The organism is Vreelandella nigrificans (assembly GCF_002374315.1).
GTDB lineage: Bacteria > Pseudomonadota > Gammaproteobacteria > Pseudomonadales > Halomonadaceae > Vreelandella > Vreelandella nigrificans.
This window is the reverse complement of sequence record NZ_NWUX01000022.1, coordinates 12,834-36,615: the sequence shown is the minus strand read 5'-3', so window position 1 is coordinate 36,615 and position 23,782 is coordinate 12,834. Positions and strand designations below refer to the sequence as shown.

22 protein-coding genes are annotated in these 23,782 nt (G+C 51.3%); 5 read left to right on the top strand and 17 right to left on the bottom strand.

Features of this window, described 5'->3' with window-relative positions:
* Positions 1–62: 62 nt before the first annotated feature.
* From CPA45_RS18310 to nrdR, 10 genes are all read right to left on the bottom strand, one after another.
* Complete coding sequence (locus tag CPA45_RS18310) at positions 63–2,222, bottom strand: methyl-accepting chemotaxis protein (protein WP_096654044.1); 2,160 nt, start codon at positions 2,220–2,222, stop codon at positions 63–65.
* 190 nt (positions 2,223–2,412) lie between these two features.
* Positions 2,413–4,890 (bottom strand): endopeptidase La, encoded by a 2,478-nt coding sequence (lon, locus tag CPA45_RS18305; RefSeq protein WP_096654042.1) that lies wholly within the window; start codon positions 4,888–4,890, stop codon positions 2,413–2,415.
* Between the two features lie 107 nt (positions 4,891–4,997).
* Positions 4,998–6,251 carry a DUF945 family protein gene (locus CPA45_RS18300; protein WP_096654040.1) on the bottom strand — a complete coding sequence of 418 codons (1,254 nt, stop codon included), beginning with the start codon at positions 6,249–6,251 and terminating at the stop codon, positions 4,998–5,000.
* A 45-nt stretch (positions 6,252–6,296) separates the two neighbouring features.
* On the bottom strand, positions 6,297–6,770 hold the full coding sequence (locus CPA45_RS18295) for a phosphatidylglycerophosphatase A family protein (RefSeq protein ID WP_078088181.1): 474 nt from the start codon (positions 6,768–6,770) through the stop codon (positions 6,297–6,299).
* Complete coding sequence (gene thiL / locus CPA45_RS18290; RefSeq protein WP_096654038.1) at positions 6,767–7,744, bottom strand: thiamine-phosphate kinase; 978 nt, start codon at positions 7,742–7,744, stop codon at positions 6,767–6,769. Before thiL ends, CPA45_RS18295 begins: the two co-directional genes overlap by 4 nt.
* Positions 7,745–7,779: 35 nt before the next feature.
* Positions 7,780–8,283, bottom strand: a complete 504-nt coding sequence (nusB, locus tag CPA45_RS18285; protein WP_096654036.1) for a transcription antitermination factor NusB — start codon at positions 8,281–8,283, stop codon at positions 7,780–7,782.
* Entirely contained in the window at positions 8,280–8,768 is a 489-nt protein-coding gene (gene ribH / locus CPA45_RS18280; protein WP_096654034.1) for a 6,7-dimethyl-8-ribityllumazine synthase, read from the bottom strand. Before ribH ends, nusB begins: the two co-directional genes overlap by 4 nt.
* A gap of 4 nt (positions 8,769–8,772) precedes the next feature.
* Positions 8,773–9,939, bottom strand: a complete 1,167-nt coding sequence (gene ribBA / locus CPA45_RS18275) for a bifunctional 3,4-dihydroxy-2-butanone-4-phosphate synthase/GTP cyclohydrolase II (RefSeq protein ID WP_096654032.1) — start codon at positions 9,937–9,939, stop codon at positions 8,773–8,775.
* 72 nt (positions 9,940–10,011) lie between these two features.
* Positions 10,012–11,196: a bifunctional diaminohydroxyphosphoribosylaminopyrimidine deaminase/5-amino-6-(5-phosphoribosylamino)uracil reductase RibD gene (gene ribD / locus CPA45_RS18270; protein WP_096654030.1), complete on the bottom strand. Its 1,185-nt coding sequence runs from the start codon at positions 11,194–11,196 to the stop codon at positions 10,012–10,014.
* Positions 11,196–11,696 (bottom strand): transcriptional regulator NrdR, encoded by a 501-nt coding sequence (nrdR, locus tag CPA45_RS18265; protein ID WP_096654028.1) that lies wholly within the window; start codon positions 11,694–11,696, stop codon positions 11,196–11,198. Before nrdR ends, ribD begins: the two co-directional genes overlap by 1 nt.
* A 138-nt stretch (positions 11,697–11,834) precedes the next feature.
* Between nrdR and CPA45_RS18260 the strand changes: the two genes are divergently transcribed.
* Both CPA45_RS18260 and dsbG read left to right on the top strand, forming a co-directional pair.
* Positions 11,835–13,598, top strand: coding sequence for a sugar phosphorylase (locus tag CPA45_RS18260; protein ID WP_096654026.1), 1,764 nt, complete (start codon positions 11,835–11,837; stop codon positions 13,596–13,598).
* A 115-nt stretch (positions 13,599–13,713) separates the two neighbouring features.
* Positions 13,714–14,493 (top strand): thiol:disulfide interchange protein DsbG, encoded by a 780-nt coding sequence (dsbG, locus tag CPA45_RS18255; RefSeq protein ID WP_096654024.1) that lies wholly within the window; start codon positions 13,714–13,716, stop codon positions 14,491–14,493.
* Between the two features lie 114 nt (positions 14,494–14,607).
* Here the strand turns inward: dsbG and CPA45_RS18250 are convergent, their stop codons facing one another.
* The 4 genes from CPA45_RS18250 to CPA45_RS18235 form a co-directional block, all read right to left on the bottom strand.
* Positions 14,608–15,024 carry a DUF6691 family protein gene (locus CPA45_RS18250; protein ID WP_096654022.1) on the bottom strand — a complete coding sequence of 139 codons (417 nt, stop codon included), beginning with the start codon at positions 15,022–15,024 and terminating at the stop codon, positions 14,608–14,610.
* A complete protein-coding gene (locus tag CPA45_RS18245) occupies positions 15,021–15,482 on the bottom strand; it encodes a YeeE/YedE family protein (RefSeq protein WP_096654020.1) in 462 nt (153 codons plus the stop codon). The genes CPA45_RS18250 and CPA45_RS18245 overlap by 4 nt, the downstream gene beginning before the upstream one ends.
* Positions 15,483–15,546: 64 nt before the next feature.
* A complete protein-coding gene (locus CPA45_RS18240) occupies positions 15,547–15,738 on the bottom strand; it encodes a YgaP family membrane protein (RefSeq protein WP_096654018.1) in 192 nt (63 codons plus the stop codon).
* A 30-nt stretch (positions 15,739–15,768) separates the two neighbouring features.
* Positions 15,769–16,635, bottom strand: a complete 867-nt coding sequence (locus CPA45_RS18235; RefSeq protein WP_096654016.1) for an MBL fold metallo-hydrolase — start codon at positions 16,633–16,635, stop codon at positions 15,769–15,771.
* A gap of 199 nt (positions 16,636–16,834) precedes the next feature.
* On the opposite strand from CPA45_RS18235, the gene CPA45_RS18230 reads away from it, so the two are divergent.
* Positions 16,835–18,454, top strand: a complete 1,620-nt coding sequence (locus tag CPA45_RS18230; protein WP_096654014.1) for a methyl-accepting chemotaxis protein — start codon at positions 16,835–16,837, stop codon at positions 18,452–18,454.
* Between the two features lie 185 nt (positions 18,455–18,639).
* Here CPA45_RS18230 and CPA45_RS18225 read toward each other — a convergent pair whose 3' ends face one another.
* From CPA45_RS18225 to CPA45_RS18215, 3 genes are all read right to left on the bottom strand, one after another.
* The gene (locus CPA45_RS18225) at positions 18,640–19,860 is read right to left on the bottom strand and encodes a glycosyltransferase family protein (protein ID WP_096654012.1); all 1,221 of its coding nucleotides are present in this window, start codon (positions 19,858–19,860) and stop codon (positions 18,640–18,642) included.
* 49 nt (positions 19,861–19,909) lie between these two features.
* Positions 19,910–20,854, bottom strand: a complete 945-nt coding sequence (locus tag CPA45_RS18220) for an HAD-IIB family hydrolase (protein ID WP_096654010.1) — start codon at positions 20,852–20,854, stop codon at positions 19,910–19,912.
* 472 nt (positions 20,855–21,326) lie between these two features.
* Positions 21,327–22,337 (bottom strand): OmpA family protein, encoded by a 1,011-nt coding sequence (locus tag CPA45_RS18215; RefSeq protein ID WP_096654008.1) that lies wholly within the window; start codon positions 22,335–22,337, stop codon positions 21,327–21,329.
* A 103-nt stretch (positions 22,338–22,440) separates the two neighbouring features.
* Between CPA45_RS18215 and CPA45_RS18210 the strand changes: the two genes are divergently transcribed.
* Both CPA45_RS18210 and CPA45_RS18205 read left to right on the top strand, forming a co-directional pair.
* Complete coding sequence (locus CPA45_RS18210; RefSeq protein ID WP_096654006.1) at positions 22,441–23,178, top strand: hypothetical protein; 738 nt, start codon at positions 22,441–22,443, stop codon at positions 23,176–23,178.
* 4 nt (positions 23,179–23,182) lie between these two features.
* On the top strand, positions 23,183–23,770 hold the full coding sequence (locus CPA45_RS18205) for a FlgO family outer membrane protein (RefSeq protein WP_096654004.1): 588 nt from the start codon (positions 23,183–23,185) through the stop codon (positions 23,768–23,770).
* Positions 23,771–23,782: the final 12 nt, after the last annotated feature.

Sequence of the window (23,782 nt, the reverse complement as noted above, 5' to 3'; positions counted from 1 at the left end):
GATATAGTGCTGAAAGCCCTTGTGTGAAGCGCTTGTCTAAAGCCCTCACTTAACCATTTTGCTTAAAACTCTTCCCAGCTTTGAGAGATTTGAGAGCGAGGGGATACTGGCAGTGGAGTGCCAGTTGGCAAATTAAGCGATGCCTTACGTCGCGTGTGATTGACCTGTTGGAGCTTGTCACGGGCGGCCTGAATATTTTCATCCTGGGCACCTTCAAGACGAAACGCATCAACAACATTAGCTAGCTCAAACGCCTCTATCGTTAGGTTATCTGCCGAAGCGGCAATGCTCTGTACCTTAGTCGCATTCTGCTGGGTCACGTTATCCATCTCCGCAATGGCTGAATTGATCTGCCCAATACCACTGCTTTGCTCACTCGACGCCGTGCTAATAGACTCCATTAGCTCACTTACGCGGTTAACCTGCTGCACCACGTTTTCAATCGCGCGTTCAGCTTGCTCAACAGCACTACGACCTCCGCCGACCTCTTGCGTTGTGCTGTCGATCATTTTGCGAATTTCTTGTGCAGCATCGGCACTGCGGCTTGCCAATGTACGCACTTCGCTGGCCACTACGGCAAATCCCCGACCGTGCTCACCAGCTCGAGCGGCTTCTACCGAAGCATTCAATGCCAAAATGTTTGTTTGAAAGGCAATACTGTCAATCACGCCAATCATTTCGGTCATCTTCTCAGCACTTTTTGCAATCCGTTGCATGCGTTCTACCAACTGCTTCATCTGCTGGCGGGTATCTCGTGTGCTGGCGGCATTTTGCACCGCAAGCTCAGTAGCCTGACGGGCGTTATCTGTGTTCTGCTGTACGGTTGAAGTCATCTCTTCCATGCTGGAAGCGGTTTGCTGAAGCGATGAGGCCTGCTGCTCAGTACGAGATGCTAACTCCTCGTTTTCAGCGGCAATTTGCTGCACGGCAGGGGTTACCACTGAAACGCGATTTTCAACTTCCCCCACGATACTCGCTAGGCTAAAGCGCATGGTATCTAGTGAGTAGAGTAGCTCACCCAACTCATCGTTGGTTTGGCGATGTTCACGTGCGGCTAAATTGCCTGCTGCAATTTGAAACGTCATGTGCCGAGCGCCCGCCAGACTACGGAACACTGTTTTCAGGATGATAACGCTTAACCCCACCATCACCAGCAGGCCAGCCACCATTAGCATCAACTGAGCAATAAGCATCTGCTGACGCCCTTGTTGCGCTTCAGCTACCAACTTTTCCGCGTTTTCACGCTCACGGGTAACTAGCTGGCTACTCGCCTCTCGAAGTATCTCAGTAGCAGGCTGGACACTGTCATTAAATGCTTCAAACGCTGCAAAACCATTCGCTTCTAAGATGGCCGTAAGCGCCACATCAATACCATTACGCCAAGTATCCAATGCAACATCAAACCTTTGCAGGCTAGCATCGGAAGAATCATTATACGAGAGGTACTCTTCCCACTGATTTTGAATTACCTGTGTATGCTCTTCAATTGAAGTAGATACGACAGCTAAATCCACCCGTCGGGGGTTACGCACGGCGGGTTCCAGCACTTCAACGACCTGCCCAACTCGACGTTCCATACGCTGTAAGCTGGCTACGGACTCCAGGCCGAAACGGTTAAGTGTCTCCAGGCGCTCCCCAGAACTGACTAAGCCATAAACCCCTAGCCCACCAGCCATCGCGAGCAACACCAACGATGCCACCACCATACCGGTGAGCTTAGCTTTTAAGCTAGTAAGCTGAAATCGAGCAAAAAAACCGCCGATGCCTCGGCGTTTCAACAGGCCATCTGAGAGCGTGTAACGGCGAGACTTCCCCTTGTCGCGTATCTCGGCATACACTTTTTCCGCCAATGCTATCCGTTCAGGTGATGCCTTTCGGCGCAGAGAGGTGTAACCCACAATCCGGTCACCATCACGAAGCGGCGCCACTGTGGCAATAACCCAGTAGTGATCCCCATTTTTACGGCGGTTTTTAACTACCCCCTGCCATGTCCCACCTGACTGGATAGTGCTCCAAAAGTCCCTATAAGCGACTTCCGGCATATCTGGGTGGCGGATCAGGTTATGAGGAGCCCCCATCAGCTCATCACGCGTATAACCACTTACTTCGACAAAAGCCGCATTGGCATAGGTCACATTGCCCTTTAAGTCTGAACGAGAAATCAAAACTGTTTCATCGTCCAGTACGTATTCACGCTGAGTTATAGGCTGGTTATTGCGCATTCAGAGCTTCCCTGGATTATGATTTTCGAACTTCTGAAAAACCAGACAGTTAGCCAGAAGTCTTTTTTTCTAATTATAGCTATTATCCTGTTTTTGAAAGCAATTTAACCAGTAAATAGCTATAAAAAAGCGCCGCTCTTTAAGAAGCGACGCCCAAACCAAGCGCTAGCGCTATTAAAATCACATGACCTTAACTAAATACCACATTGGCGACATCACGGTAACGGTTAGCAAAGTGCACTGTCATCCCCTCTTTTAAATAGCTGGGTAACTCCTCGTAGTCCCGTCGATTAGCTTCCGGCAGTATTACTTCAAAAATATCGCTGCGTCGCGCAGCAATGACTTTCTCACGTATTCCACCCACCGGGAGAACCTGCCCTGTCAGCGTTAGTTCTCCAGTCATCGCGAGCGGGCGGTTAATTGCCTGATGTTTAGCCAGAGAGAGGAGCGCAGTGGTCATCGTCACCCCTGCAGAAGGGCCATCTTTGGGTGTAGCGCCTTCTGGCACGTGAAGGTGCACAAATGCCGAGTCGAAAAAGCCCGCGTCGGCGCCGTACTCCGACAAATGTCCCAAGGTATAACTGTAGGCAATATTAGCGGACTCCTTCATGACATCACCTAGCTTACCCGTCAGCTTAAAACCACGGTCTAACGCGTGCACCTTACCGGCCTCAATAGGCAGCGTGGCCCCGCCCATAGAGGTCCAGGCCAGCCCTGTTACCACACCCTCACCTTTAAGTACCTGCTCCTTACGAAATAGCGGCGCTCCTAAAAACTCTTCCAGATTTTTAACCGAAACCTTTACCGTTTCCACCTGCTCTTCCAACAGCTTCACTGCCGCCTTGCGCACAATACGATGCAGCTGTTTTTCCAACTGACGAACACCCGCTTCTCGTGCGTAGCCATCAATTACCTGTTTAAGTGCGGCATCCGTTAAATTAATGCGCTTTTTAGGTAAATTGTCGCGCTTAAGCAGTTTCGGCCAAAGATGATTCTTGGCAATTTGCAGCTTTTCTTCGGCGATATAACCTGACAGACGAATTTGCTCCATACGATCTAACAATGGGCCTGGAATGGAGTCCAGGGTATTGGCAGTACATATGAACAGTACCTTGGAAAGGTCCATCCTCACATCGAGGTAGTGATCAAGAAAGTCGACATTTTGCTCAGGGTCTAGCACTTCCAGCAGCGCAGAAGCGGGGTCCCCCTGGAACGACTGACCAAGCTTGTCGATCTCATCCAGCATAATGACAGGGTTTTCTACTTCAACTTCTTTAAATGCCTGAACCAGCTTGCCTGGCATTGCCCCCACATAAGTACGCCGGTGGCCTTTAATCTCAGCCTCATCGCGCATACCACCTACAGAGAAGCGATAAAACTCACGACCTAGCGCTTCAGCAATAGAACGCCCAATTGATGTTTTACCCACTCCGGGCGGTCCAACCAGCAGCACAATAGATCCGCCTACATCACCTTTAAAAGTACCTTCGGCCAGGAATTCAATAATCCGCTCTTTGACATCTTTCAAACCATCGTGGTCTCGATCTAGCACCTCCCTGGCATGGGGCAAATCAAGTTTATCCTGGCTGGTAACTCCCCAGGGCAAAGAGGTTAACCAATCAAGGTAGTTGCGCGTAGTACCGTACTCAGGGGAGCCGGTTTCAAGCACACTAAGCTTGTCTAACTCGTCGTCAATGCGTCCCTGCACACGCTCAGGCACTACCAACGACTCCAAGCGCTTCTTGAAGGTATCGACATCGTTTTCACGATCATCTTTGGAGATACCCAACTCCCGCTGAATAACTTTAAGCTGCTCTCGCAGGAAAAACTCTCGCTGACGCTCCTGCATCTGCGCATTAACCTGCTCGCTGATTTCGCTTTGCAGCTGGGCGACATCAATCTCTTTACGTAGTAACGGCAACACTTTATGCATACGTTCAGCCACTGGCAGCGTGGCTAACACGTCTTGCAGCTCGTAACCTTTTGCCGAGGTAATGGCGGCAGCAAAGTCTGTTAGCGGGCCTGGCTGGTGAGGGCTAAAGCGGTTGAGGTAATGCTTTAATTCTTCGCCATAAAGCGGATTGATGGGCAGCAGTTCTTTAATACCGTTGATGATTGCCATGGCATAGGCGCGAGTCTCTTCATCTTCAGCGTTAACAGGCTCTTTGGGGTAGCTGACCTCTACTAGGTAGGGCGGCTTCTTAGAAAGCCAGCGCTGAATTTTAAAACGCTGAATCCCCTGGGCGATAAACTGGATCTGTTGATCTTCGCCCTTGAGCTTATGCACTTTGACAGCGGTACCAATCTCAGGAAAGTGTTCATGATCAAGCGACTCAACACCCTGCTCGCCGACAAAAGCAACCCCAATAGTTTGGTGCGGTGTATTGCCCACGCGACGCATTGTCTCTTCCCAACGCTCACGATTAATCACTAAGGGCTGTACTTGAGCCGGAAAGAAAGGACGATTGTGGATCGGCAACAGATAAATACGCTCTGGCAGCATCTCACTGGCCGGCACAAGCGAGTTTACCTGCTCGCCATCAGAGCGATGATCTTCATAATCAGGGTTGTCATCATCAGCAGGGGGGGCTTCGTATGGCGTTTGTGGCTCACCATCAGTTAGCCATTCTTGATGTTCGTGATCGCGGTCGTAATCCTGGTCGCTCATGCGCCCTCCAATCAGCAGTGACTAGCGGCTGACACCGCTCAGTATTGCTAATGGAATGTGGGCATAGAACTAAAACTTCAACCCTTCGCGTGCACTTGAGTTAATGCCTAGGGCCATAATACAGGCATTGGTCGGCCATTAACGCGCCAAACACCACGAATCACATCAAACTGCAGTTCCCGCGTACCGAGTGGCAACCCCAACCACAGTGCTGCAACCGTTGGAGCATCGTGCCATATAAAATCACCATCGATACGCTCTAACCAACGTGCTCGTTCTTCAGGTTTTTCTAATCCTAAAACACTTAACTCATCAAGTCGCCGGGCATCAAAGAAAAGCGCTCCATCAGCATCAACGCTCAGACCCAACAGCGGGCTGTCAATCACGACAGCAGTTACATCTAAACGAGGCGAATCGCTTAGAACCTTAAGTAAATCTGTCTCTAAGCGGGCCAGCAGCCCCTCTGCCATAGGCAGGCTTCTATCCCCCCAAGCAGCTTCCTGACGTAACCGACGAATCGTTTGGCGCACGGCGTCACCATTAAGACGTGAGAGTTCCGCTTCTATTCGGCCGCCTAACAGAGGGGTTTCGGGCGCTTCACTGGGCACGCGCACCTCACCAATAATAAGCTTGCCCTTAAGACGCAGCTCACTCTCGTCAAGCACCATATGACTATGAATATCTATGGGCGTTACTTGCACATCATAAGCGGGGTAATGCAGCGCTATGTGTTCAATATGCAGGTGGTCACGCTGAGCAAAGTGATAGGCATCTTCAATATAGGTGTAGCGGCTTTCGAGAACTACAGGGCCAAGGGTGAGTTGAGCAAGCCCGTCAGTTAGGGTCAACTGGTCCAACAGCACGCGCGTTCTCCAGTCGCCAAACATACCTTCAAGGCGCATACGCGCGCCACGTACATCTAACTCTCGGCCATTTTGCTGAATAACAAACGGTGCCAACGCTAAACGCAGCTCACTATGCCCGCTCAGTGTATGATAGCGGCCTTGCCAGCGCGGTATAGAAGGAGCTGATACTTCACCCACTGCCTTTTGCAATGCGCTGTCTAAGCGCGGTAGCAATGTTCCTTCAACATCAGTACTCAGCACACCGTGACGGGCGTGGTAGCTAAGCTCTAGACGCCATGGACGGCCAAGAAGCGGAGACAGCAGCAAGCTACCTTGTGATGTTAGCCACCCCTGGCGACTTTCTGTACGGCTAACCCGCCACTCGCCTCTCGCCTCTAGGTCTTCCAGCGCTTGGCGAAGGCTGCGTTCAAACAGCACACTAGATAGCAATTGCGCTACCATCCAAGCAACAGCAATAACGGCGAGGATGGGAGCGATCAGACGTTCCTTGCGCATTCCATCTCCTTTAACAGCTCACCTCAGCGAGCAGAGCCAACCTTGCTAGTGCAACCAGAACCACAGATGCATAGTACTCCAGGCGTAGATCCCTGCCATAACGTCATCAATCATAATGCCAAAACCACCCGCTACCCGACGATCTGCCCAGCGAATAGGCCAGGGTTTAAAAACATCGAAGATGCGGAATACTATAAACCCCCATAGAGCCGCTTCCCAAGAGAAGGGCACCGCCGCCATGGTAATCCAATAACCGACAAACTCATCCCAAACAATACCGGAGTGATCGTGCACCCCTAAATCTTGCGAGGTTTTCTCGCATAGCCAAACACCTACGATAAAAGCGACAAACACTAGGCTTAGATACCAAGCCAGCGGCAGGTCAGCCATAATCCAGTAGAATGGAATAGCGGCAAGCGTTCCGAACGTACCTGGGGCCCAAGGCACAGTGCCGCTGCCCAAGCCAAAGGCAAAAAAGTGGGTTGGCCGCCGCCAAACACTTGCGGGCGCACGATTCATAGTGTTACCCCACTGAAATGTTGCCAGCCAATATAGTCTGCAGGCGCAACTCCAGTGACACCTAATGTCTCACTACAGCGTCCTATGACAGTTAGCGGTATACCTAGCTTGGCAAGCTCAGCCTGAGCAAGCGCGACATCAGCAGGTGCCAGCGTCACCAAAAGTTCATAGTCATCACCACCAGAGAGCGCTGCTTTACGAGCGGCCTCTAGCCCAACTTGATGCTCTAACCCATCAACTAGTGGAAGCGCCTCAAGGTCGATTGCAGCCCCTACCTTTGAAGCATTCCTAAGGTGAGCTAAATCCGCTAACAACCCATCAGAGATATCCATCGCAGCAGTGGCGATACCCCGCAGAGCAATACCCGCTGCAAGGCGAGGTTCAGGAAGTAAATAGCGCTGTAGTAACGGATGAGAAATGTCACGCTCACCCTGCTTCCACAGCCCTAATCCACCCGCACCACCGCCTAACGCACCGGTAACTGCAATAGCGTCGCCCGCTTGGGCACCTGAGCGTGTCATGGCTTTACCGATAGGCACTTCACCCATAACGGTCACCCCGATAGTTAGCGCCCCAGAGGTCACATCCCCTCCGACTAATATCGTTGCATGCCGCTGGCAGAGCGTATGGAATCCACTGGCATATTCCGACAGCCAATGCTCAGCCATTTCACTATCTGTAAAGACCCGCTGATCCAAGGTTAACGCCATCAGGCACCAGCGGGAAGCAGCCCCCATCGCAGCCAAATCGCTTAACGCAACGGCTAGCGCTCTGTGCCCAATCGCATAAGCAGGCGCGTCGCAAGGAAAGTGGACATCGGTTACGGAAGTATCGACGCTGACAACCAGCTGCTGCCCCGCCTGGGGCAACAATAGGGTGGCATCGTCACCATTTCCGAGGGCAACGCCATCTGTCGCTTGCGCCTCCTGCGGCGACATAAAATAGCGTCGAATCAGATCAAATTCGGCAAGCACAAAGGCCCCTTAAACGCATGATCAGGCCGCCCGCGTTATAAACGACGGGCGCTGACTTCGGCACTTCGTAAGCGGTTAGCCAGCTTATCGAGAATACCATTTACGTACTTATGGCCGTCGGTGGCGCCAAATGATTTAGCCAACTCAACGCCTTCGTTGATTACTACACGGTACGGCACTTCCATGCGACGCGAAAGTTCGTAGGCGCCTAAACGGAGAATTGCCAGCTCCACGGCATCTAAATCCTCTAAGCGACGATCCAATAGCGGTGATATTTCACGATCGAGCTCAGCCTTGAAGCGCACCGTATTGTGTAACAGCTCATGGAACAGAGCTTTATCAGCAATCTCCATCACTTTGACCCAGTTTTCATGATCTTCCAGGTCATCGTCTGCTAATTGACTACGAAATTCCGCTTCTATAGTAGTAATCGACTTACCAGTCATGTGCCACTGATAAAGGCCTTGAACCGCCAGCTCGCGTGCGGCGTGGCGCCCTTGCTGTGCGGCAGAGGGCTTACGCTCACGTCGCTCACTCATTTCGAATCTCCCACTGGAAGCGCACGCAGTAGCGAGACCATTTCCATTGCCGCCATTGCCGCCTCAGTGCCTTTGTTACCGGCTTTGGTGCCCGCACGCTCAATTGCTTGTTCAATAGATTCAACAGTCAGCACGCCGTTAGCCACTGGTGTATCAAATTCAAGCTGGAGATGATTAATTGCCGTATTACAGCCACCCGCTACGTACTCAAAGTGCGGCGTCCCTCCACGAATAACTGCACCTAAGGCAATCACTGCATCAGGCTGCATACCCTTAAGAACACGCTTTACTGCCAACGGTAGTTCCCAGGCACCTGGCACGTGAACAATATGGATGTTTTCCGCATCAACACCGTGGCGGGTTAAGCTATCGACCGCGCCTTCAACGAGACTATCAACCACGTGGTGGTTGAACCTTCCTACGACGATGACATAGCGGCCATCAACATCTACAAAGGTGCCTTCAACTTGCGAAAGGGATTGCATCAATTTATTCCTGCTGAGAAGTTGGCTCATACGCCGTGTCATTAGGCCCCAGGCGCTCGACGACTTCGAGATCAAACCCGGAGAGGGCCGAGAATTTCCACGGGGAGCTAAGTAGCCGCATTTTCCCAACGCCCAAATGGCGCAGTATTTGCGAGCCAGTACCAATCGTTAAATAATTGCCTGAACCGTCTGAGTCGCTAGTGCGCGGCTGGCGTACGCGATCTAGGAAAATATCAAGTTGATCTTTCAGGTCCTGGTGAGGACGACCATCATCAATTAGCACAAATACGCCAGTCGATGCCTGAGCAATTTCACTAATCGCGCGATGTGAATCCCAACGACACTGCTCGCCTTTCATTAAGCCCAGCACATCACGCAGTGTATCGGCTAAATGAACGCGTACTGTGGTGGCCTCTTCGGGGGTTGGCTGCCCCTTCACTAACGCCAAGTGGTGCGCGCCTTGAATACGATCACGGAATACATGCAGCGCAAGCTTTCCATGGGCAGTATTCACACTGCTCGTTTCCACTAGATCAACCGTTTGCTCATTGACGATGCGGTAGTGGATTAAATCCGCAATTGTGCCAATTTTAAGACCGTGCGTTTTGGCAAATACTTCTAACTCAGGCCGACGCGCCATACTGCCGTCGTCGTTCATGATTTCGCAAATCACCCCACTGGGATCGAAACCAGCCAACGCGGCAAGGTCACAAGCGGCTTCAGTATGGCCAGCACGACGCAGCACACCACCTGGTTCTGCCATCAGTGGGAAGATATGTCCCGGCTGTACAATATCAGATGGCTTAGCATTCTGCGCTACCGCAGCCTGAACGGTGCGAGCGCGGTCAGCAGCAGAGATACCAGTGGTAACGCCTTCGGTTGCCTCTATGGAAAGCGTGAATTTGGTTCCAAAGCCTGACCCGTTATCACGTACCATTAGCGGCAGATTCAGCTGTTCGCAACGTTCACGGGTCATTGGCATACAGATAAGACCACACGCGTAACGCGCCATGAAGTTGATATGCTCGGCCTGAACCTTTTCGGCCGCCATAATGATATCACCTTCGTTTTCGCGATCCTCATCATCCATGAGAATCACCATTTTACCCTGGCGAATATCTTCCACCAGCTCAGCGATAGGGGATAATCCCCCAGAAGAGAAGTGCGCCATGGAATCTCCCAAAAAAGTGGTCGCATTAGATGCGATTTCGCGCGTCAGGGTACCTTGCTATCGAATCTTGCGCTAGTCGGCACAGGGTTTGGCAAGATAGGGCTCAGCAATAATGCGCCAATCACCACCAACAGCACACATTTCCTTAATAGTGAGCCGCTTTTGATCTGCCATTCGGGTCAATCCTGGTAACGCAAATAAGGGTCTTGCTTCACCACCGAGTAGCGTCGGGGCAACAAATAACTGAAGTTCATTGACTAAATTTGCATCCAAAAGCGCGCCAGCAAGCGTGGCGCCAGTTTCTACCAGTAACTCATTGACCTGTTCATTATCGGCTAGCCAGCGCAACATATCAGCTAACGCGATACGCCCGGCCTGGTCAGCAGGAAATACTATGATTTCTGCACCTGCCGCTTCCAATTCTCGGCGCTTTTCTTCGCTGTGCTGCTCGGTGGTGACGACCAGTGTGCGCCCCGGCTCGCGCAAACAGGCGGCAGCAAGCGGTAAACGCAGCCGCGAATCTAAAATAACGCGCAATGGCTGGCGTTTAACCACTTCATCGGCATTGGCCAGCGCTAGCTGATCTGCTCGTAGAGTTAGCCGTGAATCATCCATAATAAGCGATTCAACGCCGCTTAAAATAGCGCTAGAACGTGCACGTAACCGCTGTACCTGAGTACGTGCTTCAGGGCCAGTAATCCACTGAGACTCTCCCGACCCCATTGCGGTACGACCATCCAGACTCATGGCCATTTTAAGACGCACAAAGGGCCGCTGATGCTGCATACGTAAGATAAAGCCTGGATTGAGCGCTCGAGCATCGCTCTCCAAAAGACCGGCCTCGACTACCACGCCCGATGCCTCAAGTAGCTTAATACCTTGCCCGCTCACCAAGGGGTTAGGGTCAACCATGGCGAGAACTACCCTGGTAACCTTGGCCTCGGCCAGCGCCACAGCGCACGGGCCAGTGCGCCCGGTATGGGAGCAAGGTTCAAGCGTGACATAAGCCGTTGCCCCGTTGGCTAACTCCCCTGCACTTTTCAGTGCATGTATCTCTGCATGGGGCTCTCCAGCCCTGACGTGAAATCCTTCGCCGACAATTCTCCCCTGTTTGCACTCATCATAGCGAACGATGACACAGCCAACACGGGGATTTGGGTCGGTGGTATAAAGACCTTGCTTGGCCAGTTGAATAGCGCGTGCCATGTACTGGTGGTCATATAGTGTAAATTGCGTATGGCTAGACTCAGCGTCCATTAGTGCTCTCCGCCGCGATGCGAGGATGCCGCGACAGGGCTTTGATCCGGATCCTGGGAAAGCCGGTCGATTTCAGCTCGAAATTCATCCAAGTCCTGAAATTTACGGTACACCGATGCAAAACGGATATAAGCAACCTGATCTAGATTACTTAACGCTTTCATAACAGCCTCGCCAATTTCGCGGGCATTAACCTCCCGGTCCCCTTTGGCACGTAACGACTGACGGATACGTTCAACCGATGCCTCAATTGCCTCTGCGCTGACAGGGCGTTTTTCCAACGCGCGCAGCATACCCGCCCGTAACTTAGCTTCATTAAAACTCTCACGCGACCCATCAGACTTTACAACCCGTGGCATGACGAGTTCAGCGGTTTCATAGGTAGTAAAGCGCTCGTGGCAACTTGCACACTGGCGACGCCGACGTACCTGGTCACCCTCTGCTACCAGTCGCGAATCAGTCACACGAGTATCATTAGCTCCACAAAAAGGGCAATGCATGGCAGTCAACCTATTGTCAGTACGTGCGGGTAACAGCACAAAAAAGCATATTCATTCAACGCGGCATTAACCTAGCATTGTAACGATTTGGCACACAAGCTGCAGCGTTTGTCGTAAGTTGTCTAGGAGAGCGCCCGCATGTCATTGTTTGAGAAAACAGTTCATCACTACTTATCGCACCTTTACGGCCCCCGTGCAGGCGAAGTGCAGCGACGTTTAGAACAGCATATTGCGCACTTTCGCCCCATGCTTCCGGCTGCCCTTCCCTGTAATACTGCAGCTCCCAACGCACCAACTTGGAGCGAGAAAGATCAGTGGGTGATCAGTTATGGGGACTCTATTGTTACTGAAGACGCCCCGCCACTGGCAGTACTCAGTCACTTCCTTCAACACTATCTAGGCGAGCGCATTAGTGGCGTGCACATTTTGCCTTTTTTCCCCTGGAGTAGCGACGACGGTTTCTCAGTAATTCACTACCGTGAGGTAGACCCAGTACTAGGCGACTGGTCACATATTCGCGAGCTGGCTAGCCACTACGACCTAATGGCCGATTTAGTGCTTAACCATGTTTCTCGTGAGTCGCTCTGGTTTGTAGACTACCTGACCGGCAGCCTGCCCGGTCGTGATTACTTTATTGAAGTAGATCCAGAAACCGACGTTTCTCAAGTAACACGGCCACGCAGCAGCCCACTGTTAGTCCCAATATCGACTCGCCGCGGCACTCGCCACTTATGGGCCACATTCTCAGAAGATCAGATCGACTTAAACTTTGAAAACCCGGACGTACTACTAGAGTTTGTCGGTATTTTGTTGTTCTACCTCCAACAAGGCGTACGCATGATTCGCCTGGATGCAGTCGCGTTTTTGTGGAAACGCTTGGGCACTACCTGCATCCATCTGCCAGAAACTCACACTGTCGTGCGCCTTTTACGAGCGATTGTGGATGAAATAGCGCCTGGCACCCTACTCATTACCGAAACTAACGTGCCTCATGCAGAAAACATTAGTTATTTTGGTCTTGAGCGTCTTCCTAAAGGGGCGCCCGATGAAGCACATATGGTATACCAATTTGCCCTACCACCGCTGTTGCTACACACCTTAACCCGAGGAGAAGCAACCACACTGCAAACCTGGCTTGCCAGCTTGCCAGTATTGCCTAAGCAGTGTACTTACTTAAACTTTACCGCCAGCCATGACGGCATTGGTGTACGCCCTCTTGAAGGCCTACTCCCTGACCATGAGCGGGACGCACTTCTGGAGCTGATGCACCGCTTTGGTGGTTTTGTCAGCATGCGTAGCAACCCAGACGGTAGTGACACGCCCTACGAGATTAACATTACCTGGTTCGAAGCTATGCGCGGCACACGCCGAGGGCCAGACCCCTGGCAAATTGCGCGCTTTATATGTAGCCAAGCTATCATGCTAAGTCTACAGGGCATTCCAGCCCTCTACTTACACACACTGACCGGAACGCTTAACGACGTAGAGGGCGTTGAGCGTAGTGGGCGACTTCGCTCAATTAATCGACGTCGCTGGAAATTCGATGAGCTTGCCCTACTGCTGGAGAGCCCTTCCACGCCAACCCATGATGTGTTCCATGCCCTGTGCCTTCTTTTAGAACTACGCCGTAACGAACCCTGCTTCCACCCCCATGCTGCACAGCGGGTCTTACCAACCCCACCAGAGCTACTCGCGATCGAGCGAGGCCCTCTTGGAGAGGGACGACGCTTACTCGCGCTTTTTAATGTTACCGACTCACCACTTCCCTTTGATAACTTTGGAGAGCCTCTCAGCCAGTTGCTTGGGCTGCATGACTGGCAACTCCTAAATTCCGACACCTCCTGGAGGGAGGACGCCGCCCTACCACCCTATGCAGTACGCTGGCTAGTGGCGAGCAGTTGAGGCTGGAAGTTGAGACAAGAACGTTGCGACATAATGCCTCAGGATAGCGAAACATAATCGCCAGATAATCGAGTGATGACACACTGTTGCAGTGATTATTTCTAAGGATACGGTTATGCCTCGTTTTTCTCTTTCCCTCCTAAGCCGTTTTATTATGTTAGCCAGCATTAGCGCTGTACCGTTCAGCCATGCAGAAGAGCTTCCAGCACCAGTGCAGGCACTTAGTAACCAAGGGTTAACTATTTACGGACAATTCGAAGCACCTGGTGGGCTACGGGGTTATGGCGCCAGCGTTCAGGGGCAGGACATGGCGATTTATTTAACCCCGGATGGTCAGCACGCCATTGTAGGCACACTGATGGATAGTGAAGGCAACGACCTCACCGAAGCTCAGTTGGATGAGCATGTACGTGCTCCCCTAGAAGCTGAAACATGGCAATTACTGGAAGATAGTCACTGGATACAGGATGGCGATACAGAAGCACCACGTATTATTTACACCTTTACCGATGCAAACTGCCCTTATTGCCACCAGTTTTGGGAGCAAGCACGGCCATGGGTTGAGAGCGGCCAAGTCCAGTTACGTCATATAATGGTAGGCATTTTAGCCCACAATAGCCCCGCTATGGCTGCGGCCATGCTTGGCGCAGACGACCCAGCAGCCGCGCTCAATGCCCACAGCAAAGGAGCAACCATCAGCGCCAGCGCACAGCCTCGGGATATAGAAGAGCAGGTCTATGCCAATAACCAGCTATTTGAGGAGCTAGGTTTATACGCGACGCCCACCAGCGCTTTTCAGCGTGAAACAGATGGCGGTAACGTGCGAATTGATCGCATCCAAGGCCTACCGAGCGAAGAGCGTTTTATCGAGATGATGGGCAGCGCAGCACCTTAACTCCGAAAACTCTCGGACACAGAAGCTGAGTGCACTACCATTGCTAAAATTCTCAGCTGGGACACTCAGTTTCTGTAGTCAGAGAGCAACAAGAGCAGTGGTGAAAACAGGATGCTAACAACGTTTGGCGATGAACCACCCACCGACCATGGCGACTAAAAGGGCTAAGAGAGGTAGCGATGGTCCCCCAAGTGAAGCAATGGCAGGACCAGGACAATAGCCAGAAAGCCCCCATCCAATACCAAACAGCGCAGCTCCACCAAGCAGTTTAACGTCTAGTTCTTGCTTACTCGGCAGTTGAAAGCTATTGCCAAACAACGGCCTTCCACGCATGTAGACAAGTCGATAACCGATAAACGTCGTGATCACAGCCCCCCCTAACACAAACATTAAGGTTGGGTCCCAAGCGCCAGCGATATCTAAAAAACCTAATACGCGTGCAGGGTCTGTCATGCCTGAAACCGCTAATCCCAGACCAAACAGTAACCCTGCAACATAGCCAGCCGCCGTGGTAGCCGTGGCACTACTCATACCCCACCTCCTAACAGATGACGCACCACATACACGGTCACGATAGCTGCCACCAAAAACATAGCGGTAGCGGCCATAGAGCGCGGCGCCAAACGTGCTAACCCACATACACCATGACCACTGGTACAGCCACTTCCAAGCCCAGTGCCCAGGCCTACCAATAGCCCAGCCAGTAACATCAACGGAACACCACCCGCAGGTTCTCCAATCACTGCACCAGGCACATTCGCCACATTACCCAGCCCACCGCCTACAGCCATTACCACCAACGGGCCGCTGACTAATCCAGCTAGAAATGCCAGCCGCCAAGCGCTATCGCCTTTAGGTCGCTGGGTAATTAAGCCACCGACAATGCCACTGATACCAGCAATGCGCCCAAGGGAACCCATTAGCCACACCGCAGAGAGGCCGATCAATACACCCCCTACCAACCCTTGCAGACTCGCTGTCCAGTCCACGGAATACTCCTGAAAAGTGCCTGTGACGTTGTTAACTCAACTAGCCACATGGTTAGTGATCGTTTTAACGCTTGGTTTTACATGTTGAAATGCCCAGCAACGGGTAAAGCGGGCAAAAGTTAAAAAGGCCGGTTGCCAAAGGCACAATACCTACCCACCCCCAGACACCTACTGTTCCGGTCAACGCCAACCCGATAAGCACCGCACCTACTACGATGCGTGCTACTTTATCGATACCACCTACGTTAGCTTTCATATAGCGCTCCTTGGTTAAGATAAAAACCGTTTAGAAACGATTAATCGGTATTTTTAGATAGACTTGGCCGTTATCTTCAGCTGGAGGCATCTCGCCTGCCCGCATATTGACCTGCACCGATGGTATGATCAGCTTCGGCATACCCAAGGTGGCATCACGCTCAGAACGCATTTTCACGAACTCATCTTCACCAATACCTTCATGTACATGCACATTAGTCATGCGCTGCTCAGCCACGCTGGTTTCATGCTGGTAGGTATCTCGCCCTGGCGCCTTATAGTCATGGCACAAGAACAGTCTTGTTTGCTCCGGCAACGCTAATACTTTCTGAATTGAGCGGTAAAGCATGCGCGCATCACCACCGGGAAAATCACACCGTGCAGTGCCGTAATCAGGCATAAACAGCGTATCGCCCACAAAAGCAGCCTCTCCTATTACATAGGTTAAGCAAGCAGGCGTATGCCCAGGAGTGTGTAGTACGAGGCCTTGCAAGGAGCCAATCGTAAACATGTCTCCCTCATTGAACAGCGCATCAAATTGACTGCCATCTCGAGCAAAATCAGTACCTGCATTAAACGCTTTGCCGAATATTTCCTGCACCTCAACAATGTATGCACCAATACCGGTTTTACCGCCTAGCTGTTGATGTAAATGAGGGGCTGCTGAGAGGTGATCAGCATGTACATGGGTTTCTAGGATCCACTCCACTACTAAGTCATTCTCCCGAATGAAGCCAATGATTTTATCGGCCGAGCACACCCCCGTTCGCCCAGCGGCATAATCAAAATCCAGTACGGAATCTACAATAGCGCAGGCATTACTATCAGGATCTTGCACCACATAACTGAACGTATTGCTCATCTCATCAAAAAAGTGGGTAACGATCGGGCGTTGCATACGTTGCCTCCTGTCATTGGCCTGTTCGAGGTAGCGCTCTCCTCCCATCATACCAACAATAATGTTATATATTTATAACACCAAAGAATTAAAAGAACAGTTACTGCATCTATTTTTCAAAACTCGACTAAAGCATTAGTCATTATGGTCGATATAAGTCTGGGCTTGTTCACCTATTAAAAAAGTTACCAGGGAATTCATGAAAAGTTTTACGACGACACAAAAGCTTTGGGGCACGCTAGGCATTATCTGGATAGCCATGCTGCTGATGGTTGGCTGGCTGGCGCTGGAAAATCGCCAAACGATTGCGAGCGAACGCCGCGACAGCATTCAGCACGTAGTCGAAAGCGTGCATGGTCAGCTTGAGGCCCTGCAGGCCAGGGTAGAGAGTGGCGACCTTAGCCTTGAAGACGCCCAGCAGCGCGCTATCGACAATATGTCGAGCGTGAATTTTGGTGAAGGCGAATACATCTTCTCCTTTGATAACGCTTTACGAATTGTGTCTCACCCCAACCGTCCACGTGGTGAAGACATGGCCACTTACCGTGATGCCAGCGGAATGAATCTCTATGCAGCTTTTCTTGAAGCAGCGCAAGCCGGTGGCGGCCATGTCGACTATTACTCTCGCCGCATCACCGGGGACAACCAGGTACCGAAAATCAGTTATGTGGCTCATCTCCCCAAGTGGCAGTGGTCGCTGGCAGCAGGCGTTTACATTGATGATATTAATGACGCTTTTATTGCTGGTTTGATTCGCTCAATAGTGATCCTACTGATTATCGGCTTACCTGTGACACTGCTGATGGGGTGGGTGATTCGTGATGTGGCGCGTCGACTTGGGGGTGACCCACGTTATGCCGCTAGCGTGGTACGCCATATCGCTGACGGTGACCTTACCCAAGCCACCCAGCTTTCGGCGAAGGATCAGAACAGCTTACTTTTTGATATCAACCGCATGCGTGAAACTCTAGCAGGAACTATTGGCGATATTCATCATGGGGCGAGCCAAGTCAACAATGGTGTAGAGCAAATCGTGGCTGTGAACGAAGAGCTCTCTACACGCACTGAAGAGCAAGCAGCTTCGTTGGCAGAAACAGCTTCCAGCATGGAGCAACTAACCGCTACGGTGAAGCAGAATGCTGAACACGCGGATCATGCGCGCAGCCTTGCGACTAAGACGGCCAACAGCGCTCAGCGTGGCAGTGATGCGATGTCTAACGTGATCACGACTATGGCAACGATTAACGAAAGCGCCACGCAAATGAGCAGTATCGTTAACACTATTGACGGCATTGCCTTCCAAACCAATATTTTAGCCCTCAACGCCTCAGTGGAAGCCGCACGAGCAGGCGAGCAAGGCCGTGGCTTTGCCGTGGTAGCCAATGAGGTTCGCCAGCTAGCCAGCCGTTCAGCCGCGGCCGCCCAAGAGATCAAAACCCTGATCGAGACATCCGACAGCAAAGTAGTTGAAGGTAGTCGTCAGGTACGTGATACCGGCGATGTGATCAATGGTATGGTCGACGATATAAAACAGCTCAGCACGCTGGTTCAGGAAATTTCTGCCGCTACGATTGAGCAAAGTAGCGGTATCGAGCAGGTCAACCAAGCGGTGACCCAGATGGATCAAATGACCCAGCAAAATGCCAGCTTAGTGCAAGAAAGCAATCACGCTACCCAGGCTTTGGCACAACTCAGCACCCAACTGCGCCAGCTGGTTGCCCACTTTCGTATTAACCAAGTGAGCCATCAAAGCGCTGGATATAAGCAGGCTAAACTACCCATTTCAACGCCACGCGAAGCCTATGACAGCGATTTTTAGTTTCGCCTTAATCCAGGTATGAAAACTTAATACCAAAAGCAAGCACTAAAAATGAGGCCAGCCACCTAAGGGTCGCTGGCCTTTTGACTACCCTGAATTCTGCAAACCTTAGGAGAAAGAACCCGGTGTAAGAACTTAGATATAAGAACTTAAGTACAAGAACCTAGGCCCCAGGCTGCGGATGCCTAAACCTTGCCTTGATTATCCAGCTCAACGGCTTCGTGCATACGCACCAGTAAATCAGGGACAGCAGCTTGAACACGATTCCAACTAGGGATAAACGGGCGCTCACGTGGGTTATCCAAAAACAGGTTACCAGCCTCTAGTAGATTGCTAGCGAATAACTCCACCGCCTGCTCTTCACAATGGCGGTCTAGGCTTAGTCCGTTCATGGTGGCATCGTGATCGTAGGCTTCTATTAGGTCTAACGCATAACGATAATAGGTAGCCTTAAGAGTCCGGAAATCTTCATTGCTAAAACTTACCCCCTGGGTCGCAAGCTTACGATACAGCGCCTTGGCTATATCTAAACTCATGCGGTTAAGCCCACCACTTGGATCTTCTTCACTCACCGGCTGGTGCTTGTGATCATAAGCATCGGCAATATCCACTTGGCATAGCTGCCGTTGGGAATAGTTGCGCTGCAGCTCCGAGAGAACACCAATTTCAAGCCCCCAATCTGCCGGAATACGAATCCCTTCCAGCACTTCACTACGCATTGCGAACTCCCCAGACAGCGGGTAACGAAAGCTATCCAAGTAATCTAGGTAAGGCAGTGGCCCACACACCGTTTTAAGTGCGCGCAATAGTGGAGTCACCATGAGTCGCGAGACTCGGCCATTTAATTTTCCATCAGCAATTCTGGGGTAATAGCCTTTACAAAAACTATAGTTAAATCGCGGGTGGGCCACTGGGTACATAAGCCGTGCCAACAAACTTCGGTCATAGGTAAGAATATCGCAGTCATGCAGACCAACCACCGTTGAACGCCCCGAGGATAGGATATAGCCCGCGCAGTACCATACATTACGCCCTTTACCCGGCTCCAATGCTCCAAGCCCATGGTGCTCTAGCTCAGCGTCCAGCGCTCTCAAACGAGGGCCATCGTTCCATAAAATGCGAGTGTGCTGAGGAAGGCGCGAGAAAAACTCACGTGCATATAAAAACTGTTCACGATCAGCGCGATCCAAACCCACCACGATCTCATTGAGATAGGGCACTTTTACCAACTCATCAACAATGGCTGACAGTGCAGGACCTTCTAGTTCAGAAAAAAGCGAGGGTAAGATCAATCCCATTGGTCGCCGCTTGGCAAACTGACAAAGCTCTTGCTCAAGTGCGTCAACCGGTCGGCGCGTTAAGTTATGAAAGTCGGTAATCACACCATTTTGATGAAAATCACTCATTCCGCTGGCTCCCTTGGCACTTAGGCCATACGCTTTAAAGTGCATGCGCTCATATAACGACAGCATGTCCTTGCGGCAATGTGGCAAGACGACTATCGTCTTGCCCCCACCAGTGGACTACCCCCTCGACCCAGCCTTCTGGACCCGCCGCCTGAGTACGGTACAAAGACACATTACTCGGCATCACCTGCAGCTCGTGTCCACCTCTGATAACGACCGCTTGGTCAACCACATCTAGCATGGTGATATCGTTGGGACCATCCCCCAACCCCAGTGATAGTGGTGGACTACCCCTAAGCGCGCTAAAGCGTTTAATGAGCCACTCCACTGCACTACCTTTATTCGAGGCGCGTCCCATGACATGCCAAAAGCGCCCTCCTTGAGTAAGCTCTAGACCATCGCCTTCTAATGCAAGACGAAACGTTTCAAGTGCTGCATCATCATCCTGCCACACGAATGGCTCGCTACCTTCACGCTGGCGGGCAGCCCTAGCACGCATTTCATCTAACCCGGTAAGCTCCATCACTTGTGGCATGCTTAACTCACTCATGCAGGTAAAACGCACATCCAGCCGCTTCCTCCATATCGTGAGCCTCGCTCGAATAAAGCCAATATCAACACCGGTATGCTTAACAACGATCCCATCACGTGCATTGCCCGGCCGGTCTAAACGGGCATGACACCATCCAGGTGGCAATCCAATAACAGCCCCATTTTCAGCAACAAAAGGAGTCGCCGTTAAACCAAGCGATTCACGTAGTGGGATAAGTTCTGCTCGGGTTTTACTAGTAACAGGAATTACCGGCACGCCCAGTTTTTTAAGACGAGCAAGCCAGGGGGCAGCAGGAGAAAAGCCATAGGTATCGTGATCCAGTAGAGAACCATCAAGGTCGGTCATCACTATACGTGGCTTCAGTGCAGGATCAATATTGCTCACTGCCGACTCATTGGACAGCTTGGTAGGTGTTATTGGAGCGTTGGCATGTTCAGGCATAGCACCACCTATTTACAGTCTCAAAAGCACTTATGCGCTTCAGCGTCTAAACAAGAGGAACTGCAAATCATACGCCAGAAAAAAATTAAGCAAAAAAAATCATAGAGCTATGAAAGATATAATTCAAAGATCAGGCAAGCACCAAAAAAGAGCAATCCAAAAGCACCAAAACAGTGCGCTCAGTTATGTAAAACAATGAGGGTTAATTTTTCCACAAGCTCTTGGCAAACCTTCTCAAATAGCTATACTTATATTGTACTCACCGGACATCCTGTACACCCCAGCCTGATACCAGTGAGTTGTAATGAGCCAAGCCCTTTACTGCCCGCCTCCCCCTCCGGCGGGCTTTTTTATTACCGTTTCGTTAGCCTCCACTGAGTGAACGCTATTTATGTACATAACTTTCCATTACTAACCCAGCTCCTATCTTTACCACCCCCGCTATCCTAATAGTTATTCAACCCAATTATTGTTATTCAACGTGAATAACGACCTCAACACGGCGGTTACGCGCACGCCCCACCTCAGTGCTGTTGTCTTCTAAGGGCCGAGTCGCTGCCAGTCCTACTGCTCGAAGGCGCTCAGGGGCCACACCCGCGGCTTCAAGCTCTTCCACAATGGCAATAGCTCGAGCACTTGAAAGCGCCCAGTTGGATGAAAACTCAGGTGTATTAATAGACTGACTATCAGAGTGCCCCTCTACCCATACTTCGCCATCGTAACGCTGAATAGTTTCCATCAAACTACTGACAAGCGACGAGCCACTCTCAGAAAGCTCTGCCGCTGCTGATGGAAACAGCAGCTGATCCTGTACTCGCAAGCTAATACCTTCAGCTACCCTCGATACTTCGACACCTTCAAGATTAGGTAAGTAGAGGGATGCCCCTACACGCTCTAATAAGGTTTCATCAAGCGCAAAAATGCTGCTTGCGGTTTCTTCCTCTATTTCTTGAACGTTGACCGGAGGGCGGTCAGTCAGCAGCACCATGTAATTAGACAGCGGCGACACTAGCTGATTCTCATTGGTCGCCAACAATGGTCGTGGCAGCCTCACATCGACAACGGGGGTTTCTTGCGCTGACGTCTCCTCAGCTACGCGCGCTAATAACGGAGGAACTCCCACTGCAGGCCGGCGCGCAGGCAACCCAGCGACCCCCAGCGCAGCGCTAACAGCCATGGGGCTCAACTCACCCGGGGGCGTATAAAAAGTATAAGCGTCGCGCTGCTGACGAACGTTGGCAAGCTCAGCGGGTAGCGGTACTTCAAGTGCAGGCAGCACATCATATGCAGGTGTCACTACATCCTCTTGCGGAAGCCACGTAGGGCTAGTCACCCCCGCCGCCGCAATAATAATCACGAAGAGTGCTACTAACAGCGTCATAATATCGATATAGCTAATCATCCAGCCGCTGTTGCTATCATCATCAGAGTAGGCGGTAAGGAGAGAGTCATGACGCGGTCCAGCGCGGTGATCTTCAAGCATGGGAGCAATTACTCATTCAAGTTTTTAACCTCGTGGCCGATCTAAGTTAAGCGTGGCAAACTAGTCTATCAAAAGCCGTTTTGTGGCGATAAGGAACTATCAGGTGCGTATTCGTTTTATTTCAGTCTCTAAAGCTCGTTTTTTACGCTCTGTTAGCCTAGGGCTTGCCAGCCTTATGCTTAACGGCTGTTTTTACGCTAATACCTCTCAGGCGCCTATCGCAACAACCTACCCCTACACAGAACAACAGCGGATGCAGGCTGCCCAGCACTGGGAAGTATTGGCTCAAAATGAAGCTTCCGGTATTTTACGCAGCGAGCGCGTACGCTTTAGGGACTTACACATCCCAGCTGGTGAGTCTAGCCACCTCAGTGCCTACAGCGGTGGAGAGTTCGAACGTGGCTTTCGCACATTACTTACCAGCGAACTGGTTTCCCGCGGAGGAAATGTAACCACTCAACCACACACAGGTGGCGCCATAGTTCAGGTTAATGTTGAGGTAGTTGAGCATCGGGGCCGGGGATATACGCGCCCTCCCCTTGGCGCCTATACAGCTCTTGCAACAGGAGTCGCAGTGGCTAGCTTCCCACTCCGTAATTGGAGTGAGCCTGCACTAGCATTAATCCCTGCGGCCATGCTCGCTGACACCACCTCTGGCAGTTGGACACATATAGGTAATGAGGAGATTATCGTTACCACACAAATTATTGAGGACGACCGGATCCTCTACTCATCCTCCAATATTTATTACATTAACGCGAGAGATCGGCGCCATTATGCACCACACCGCGTTCCCCAAGCGCCTGCCACCCCCACTGTTTCCATCACTGACACCTGGTAACACTATGCTTTTATCTTCTTTAGCAGCTTTTCTGCTGCGCTGTTTGCCACGTACAGCTTGTTTACTGCTGCCGGTGTTGACCATGTTTATGCTTGTAGGGTGCAGCACCCTTGGCAATACGAACCAACCTAATACACCAGAGCCAGACCTTTCAGAGTTGGCACACACAGCTGCCAGTCAAATGGTAAGTAATAACCCAGATCTAACCCGCCACAGCCCTATGATTGCGGCTACTTTTGTTAGCATCGATAACCTGAGCCAATCTTCAACATTTGGCCGCATCAGTTCTGAGCTTATGGCATCTGCCTTAGCCCGCGAAGGTATGCAGGTTCGCGAAGTTAAAATGCGCGACAGCATGTTCATCGAAGAGAACGTGGGCGAGCTCATTTTATCTCGTCAAGTACAGAGATTAAGTGCTCAACATAATGCACGCTCCATATTGATGGGAACCTATGCGCAAGGGCAAGACTACATCTATGTCAGCGCTCGGGTAGTAAGAGCAGGTGATGCAATGGTATTGAGTAGCGCAGACTTCCGGCTACCGCTCAACAACAACACACGTAGCTTACTGGAAGGCCAAGGCGGCTGGTAGTGAGCATGCGCC

Bases quoted from the DNA above. Each gene is read 5' to 3' on its own strand.
- CPA45_RS18310 (WP_096654044.1), bottom strand. From the start codon at position 2,222: ATGCGCAATAACCAGCCTATAACTCAGCGTGAATACGTACTGGACGAT.
- lon (WP_096654042.1), bottom strand. From the start codon at position 4,890: ATGAGCGACCAGGATTACGACCGCGATCACGAACATCAAGAATGGCTA.
- CPA45_RS18300 (WP_096654040.1), bottom strand. From the start codon at position 6,251: ATGCGCAAGGAACGTCTGATCGCTCCCATCCTCGCCGTTATTGCTGTT.
- CPA45_RS18295 (WP_078088181.1), bottom strand. From the start codon at position 6,770: ATGAATCGTGCGCCCGCAAGTGTTTGGCGGCGGCCAACCCACTTTTTT.
- nusB (WP_096654036.1), bottom strand. From the start codon at position 8,283: ATGAGTGAGCGACGTGAGCGTAAGCCCTCTGCCGCACAGCAAGGGCGC.
- ribH (WP_096654034.1), bottom strand. From the start codon at position 8,768: ATGCAATCCCTTTCGCAAGTTGAAGGCACCTTTGTAGATGTTGATGGC.
- ribBA (WP_096654032.1), bottom strand. From the start codon at position 9,939: ATGGCGCACTTCTCTTCTGGGGGATTATCCCCTATCGCTGAGCTGGTG.
- ribD (WP_096654030.1), bottom strand. From the start codon at position 11,196: ATGGACGCTGAGTCTAGCCATACGCAATTTACACTATATGACCACCAG.
- nrdR (WP_096654028.1), bottom strand. From the start codon at position 11,696: ATGCATTGCCCTTTTTGTGGAGCTAATGATACTCGTGTGACTGATTCG.
- CPA45_RS18260 (WP_096654026.1), top strand. From the start codon at position 11,835: ATGTCATTGTTTGAGAAAACAGTTCATCACTACTTATCGCACCTTTAC.
- dsbG (WP_096654024.1), top strand. From the start codon at position 13,714: ATGCCTCGTTTTTCTCTTTCCCTCCTAAGCCGTTTTATTATGTTAGCC.
- CPA45_RS18250 (WP_096654022.1), bottom strand. From the start codon at position 15,024: ATGAGTAGTGCCACGGCTACCACGGCGGCTGGCTATGTTGCAGGGTTA.
- CPA45_RS18240 (WP_096654018.1), bottom strand. From the start codon at position 15,738: ATGAAAGCTAACGTAGGTGGTATCGATAAAGTAGCACGCATCGTAGTA.
- CPA45_RS18235 (WP_096654016.1), bottom strand. From the start codon at position 16,635: ATGCAACGCCCGATCGTTACCCACTTTTTTGATGAGATGAGCAATACG.
- CPA45_RS18230 (WP_096654014.1), top strand. From the start codon at position 16,835: ATGAAAAGTTTTACGACGACACAAAAGCTTTGGGGCACGCTAGGCATT.
- CPA45_RS18225 (WP_096654012.1), bottom strand. From the start codon at position 19,860: ATGAGTGATTTTCATCAAAATGGTGTGATTACCGACTTTCATAACTTA.
- CPA45_RS18220 (WP_096654010.1), bottom strand. From the start codon at position 20,854: ATGCCTGAACATGCCAACGCTCCAATAACACCTACCAAGCTGTCCAAT.
- CPA45_RS18215 (WP_096654008.1), bottom strand. From the start codon at position 22,337: ATGCTTGAAGATCACCGCGCTGGACCGCGTCATGACTCTCTCCTTACC.
- CPA45_RS18205 (WP_096654004.1), top strand. From the start codon at position 23,183: ATGCTTTTATCTTCTTTAGCAGCTTTTCTGCTGCGCTGTTTGCCACGT.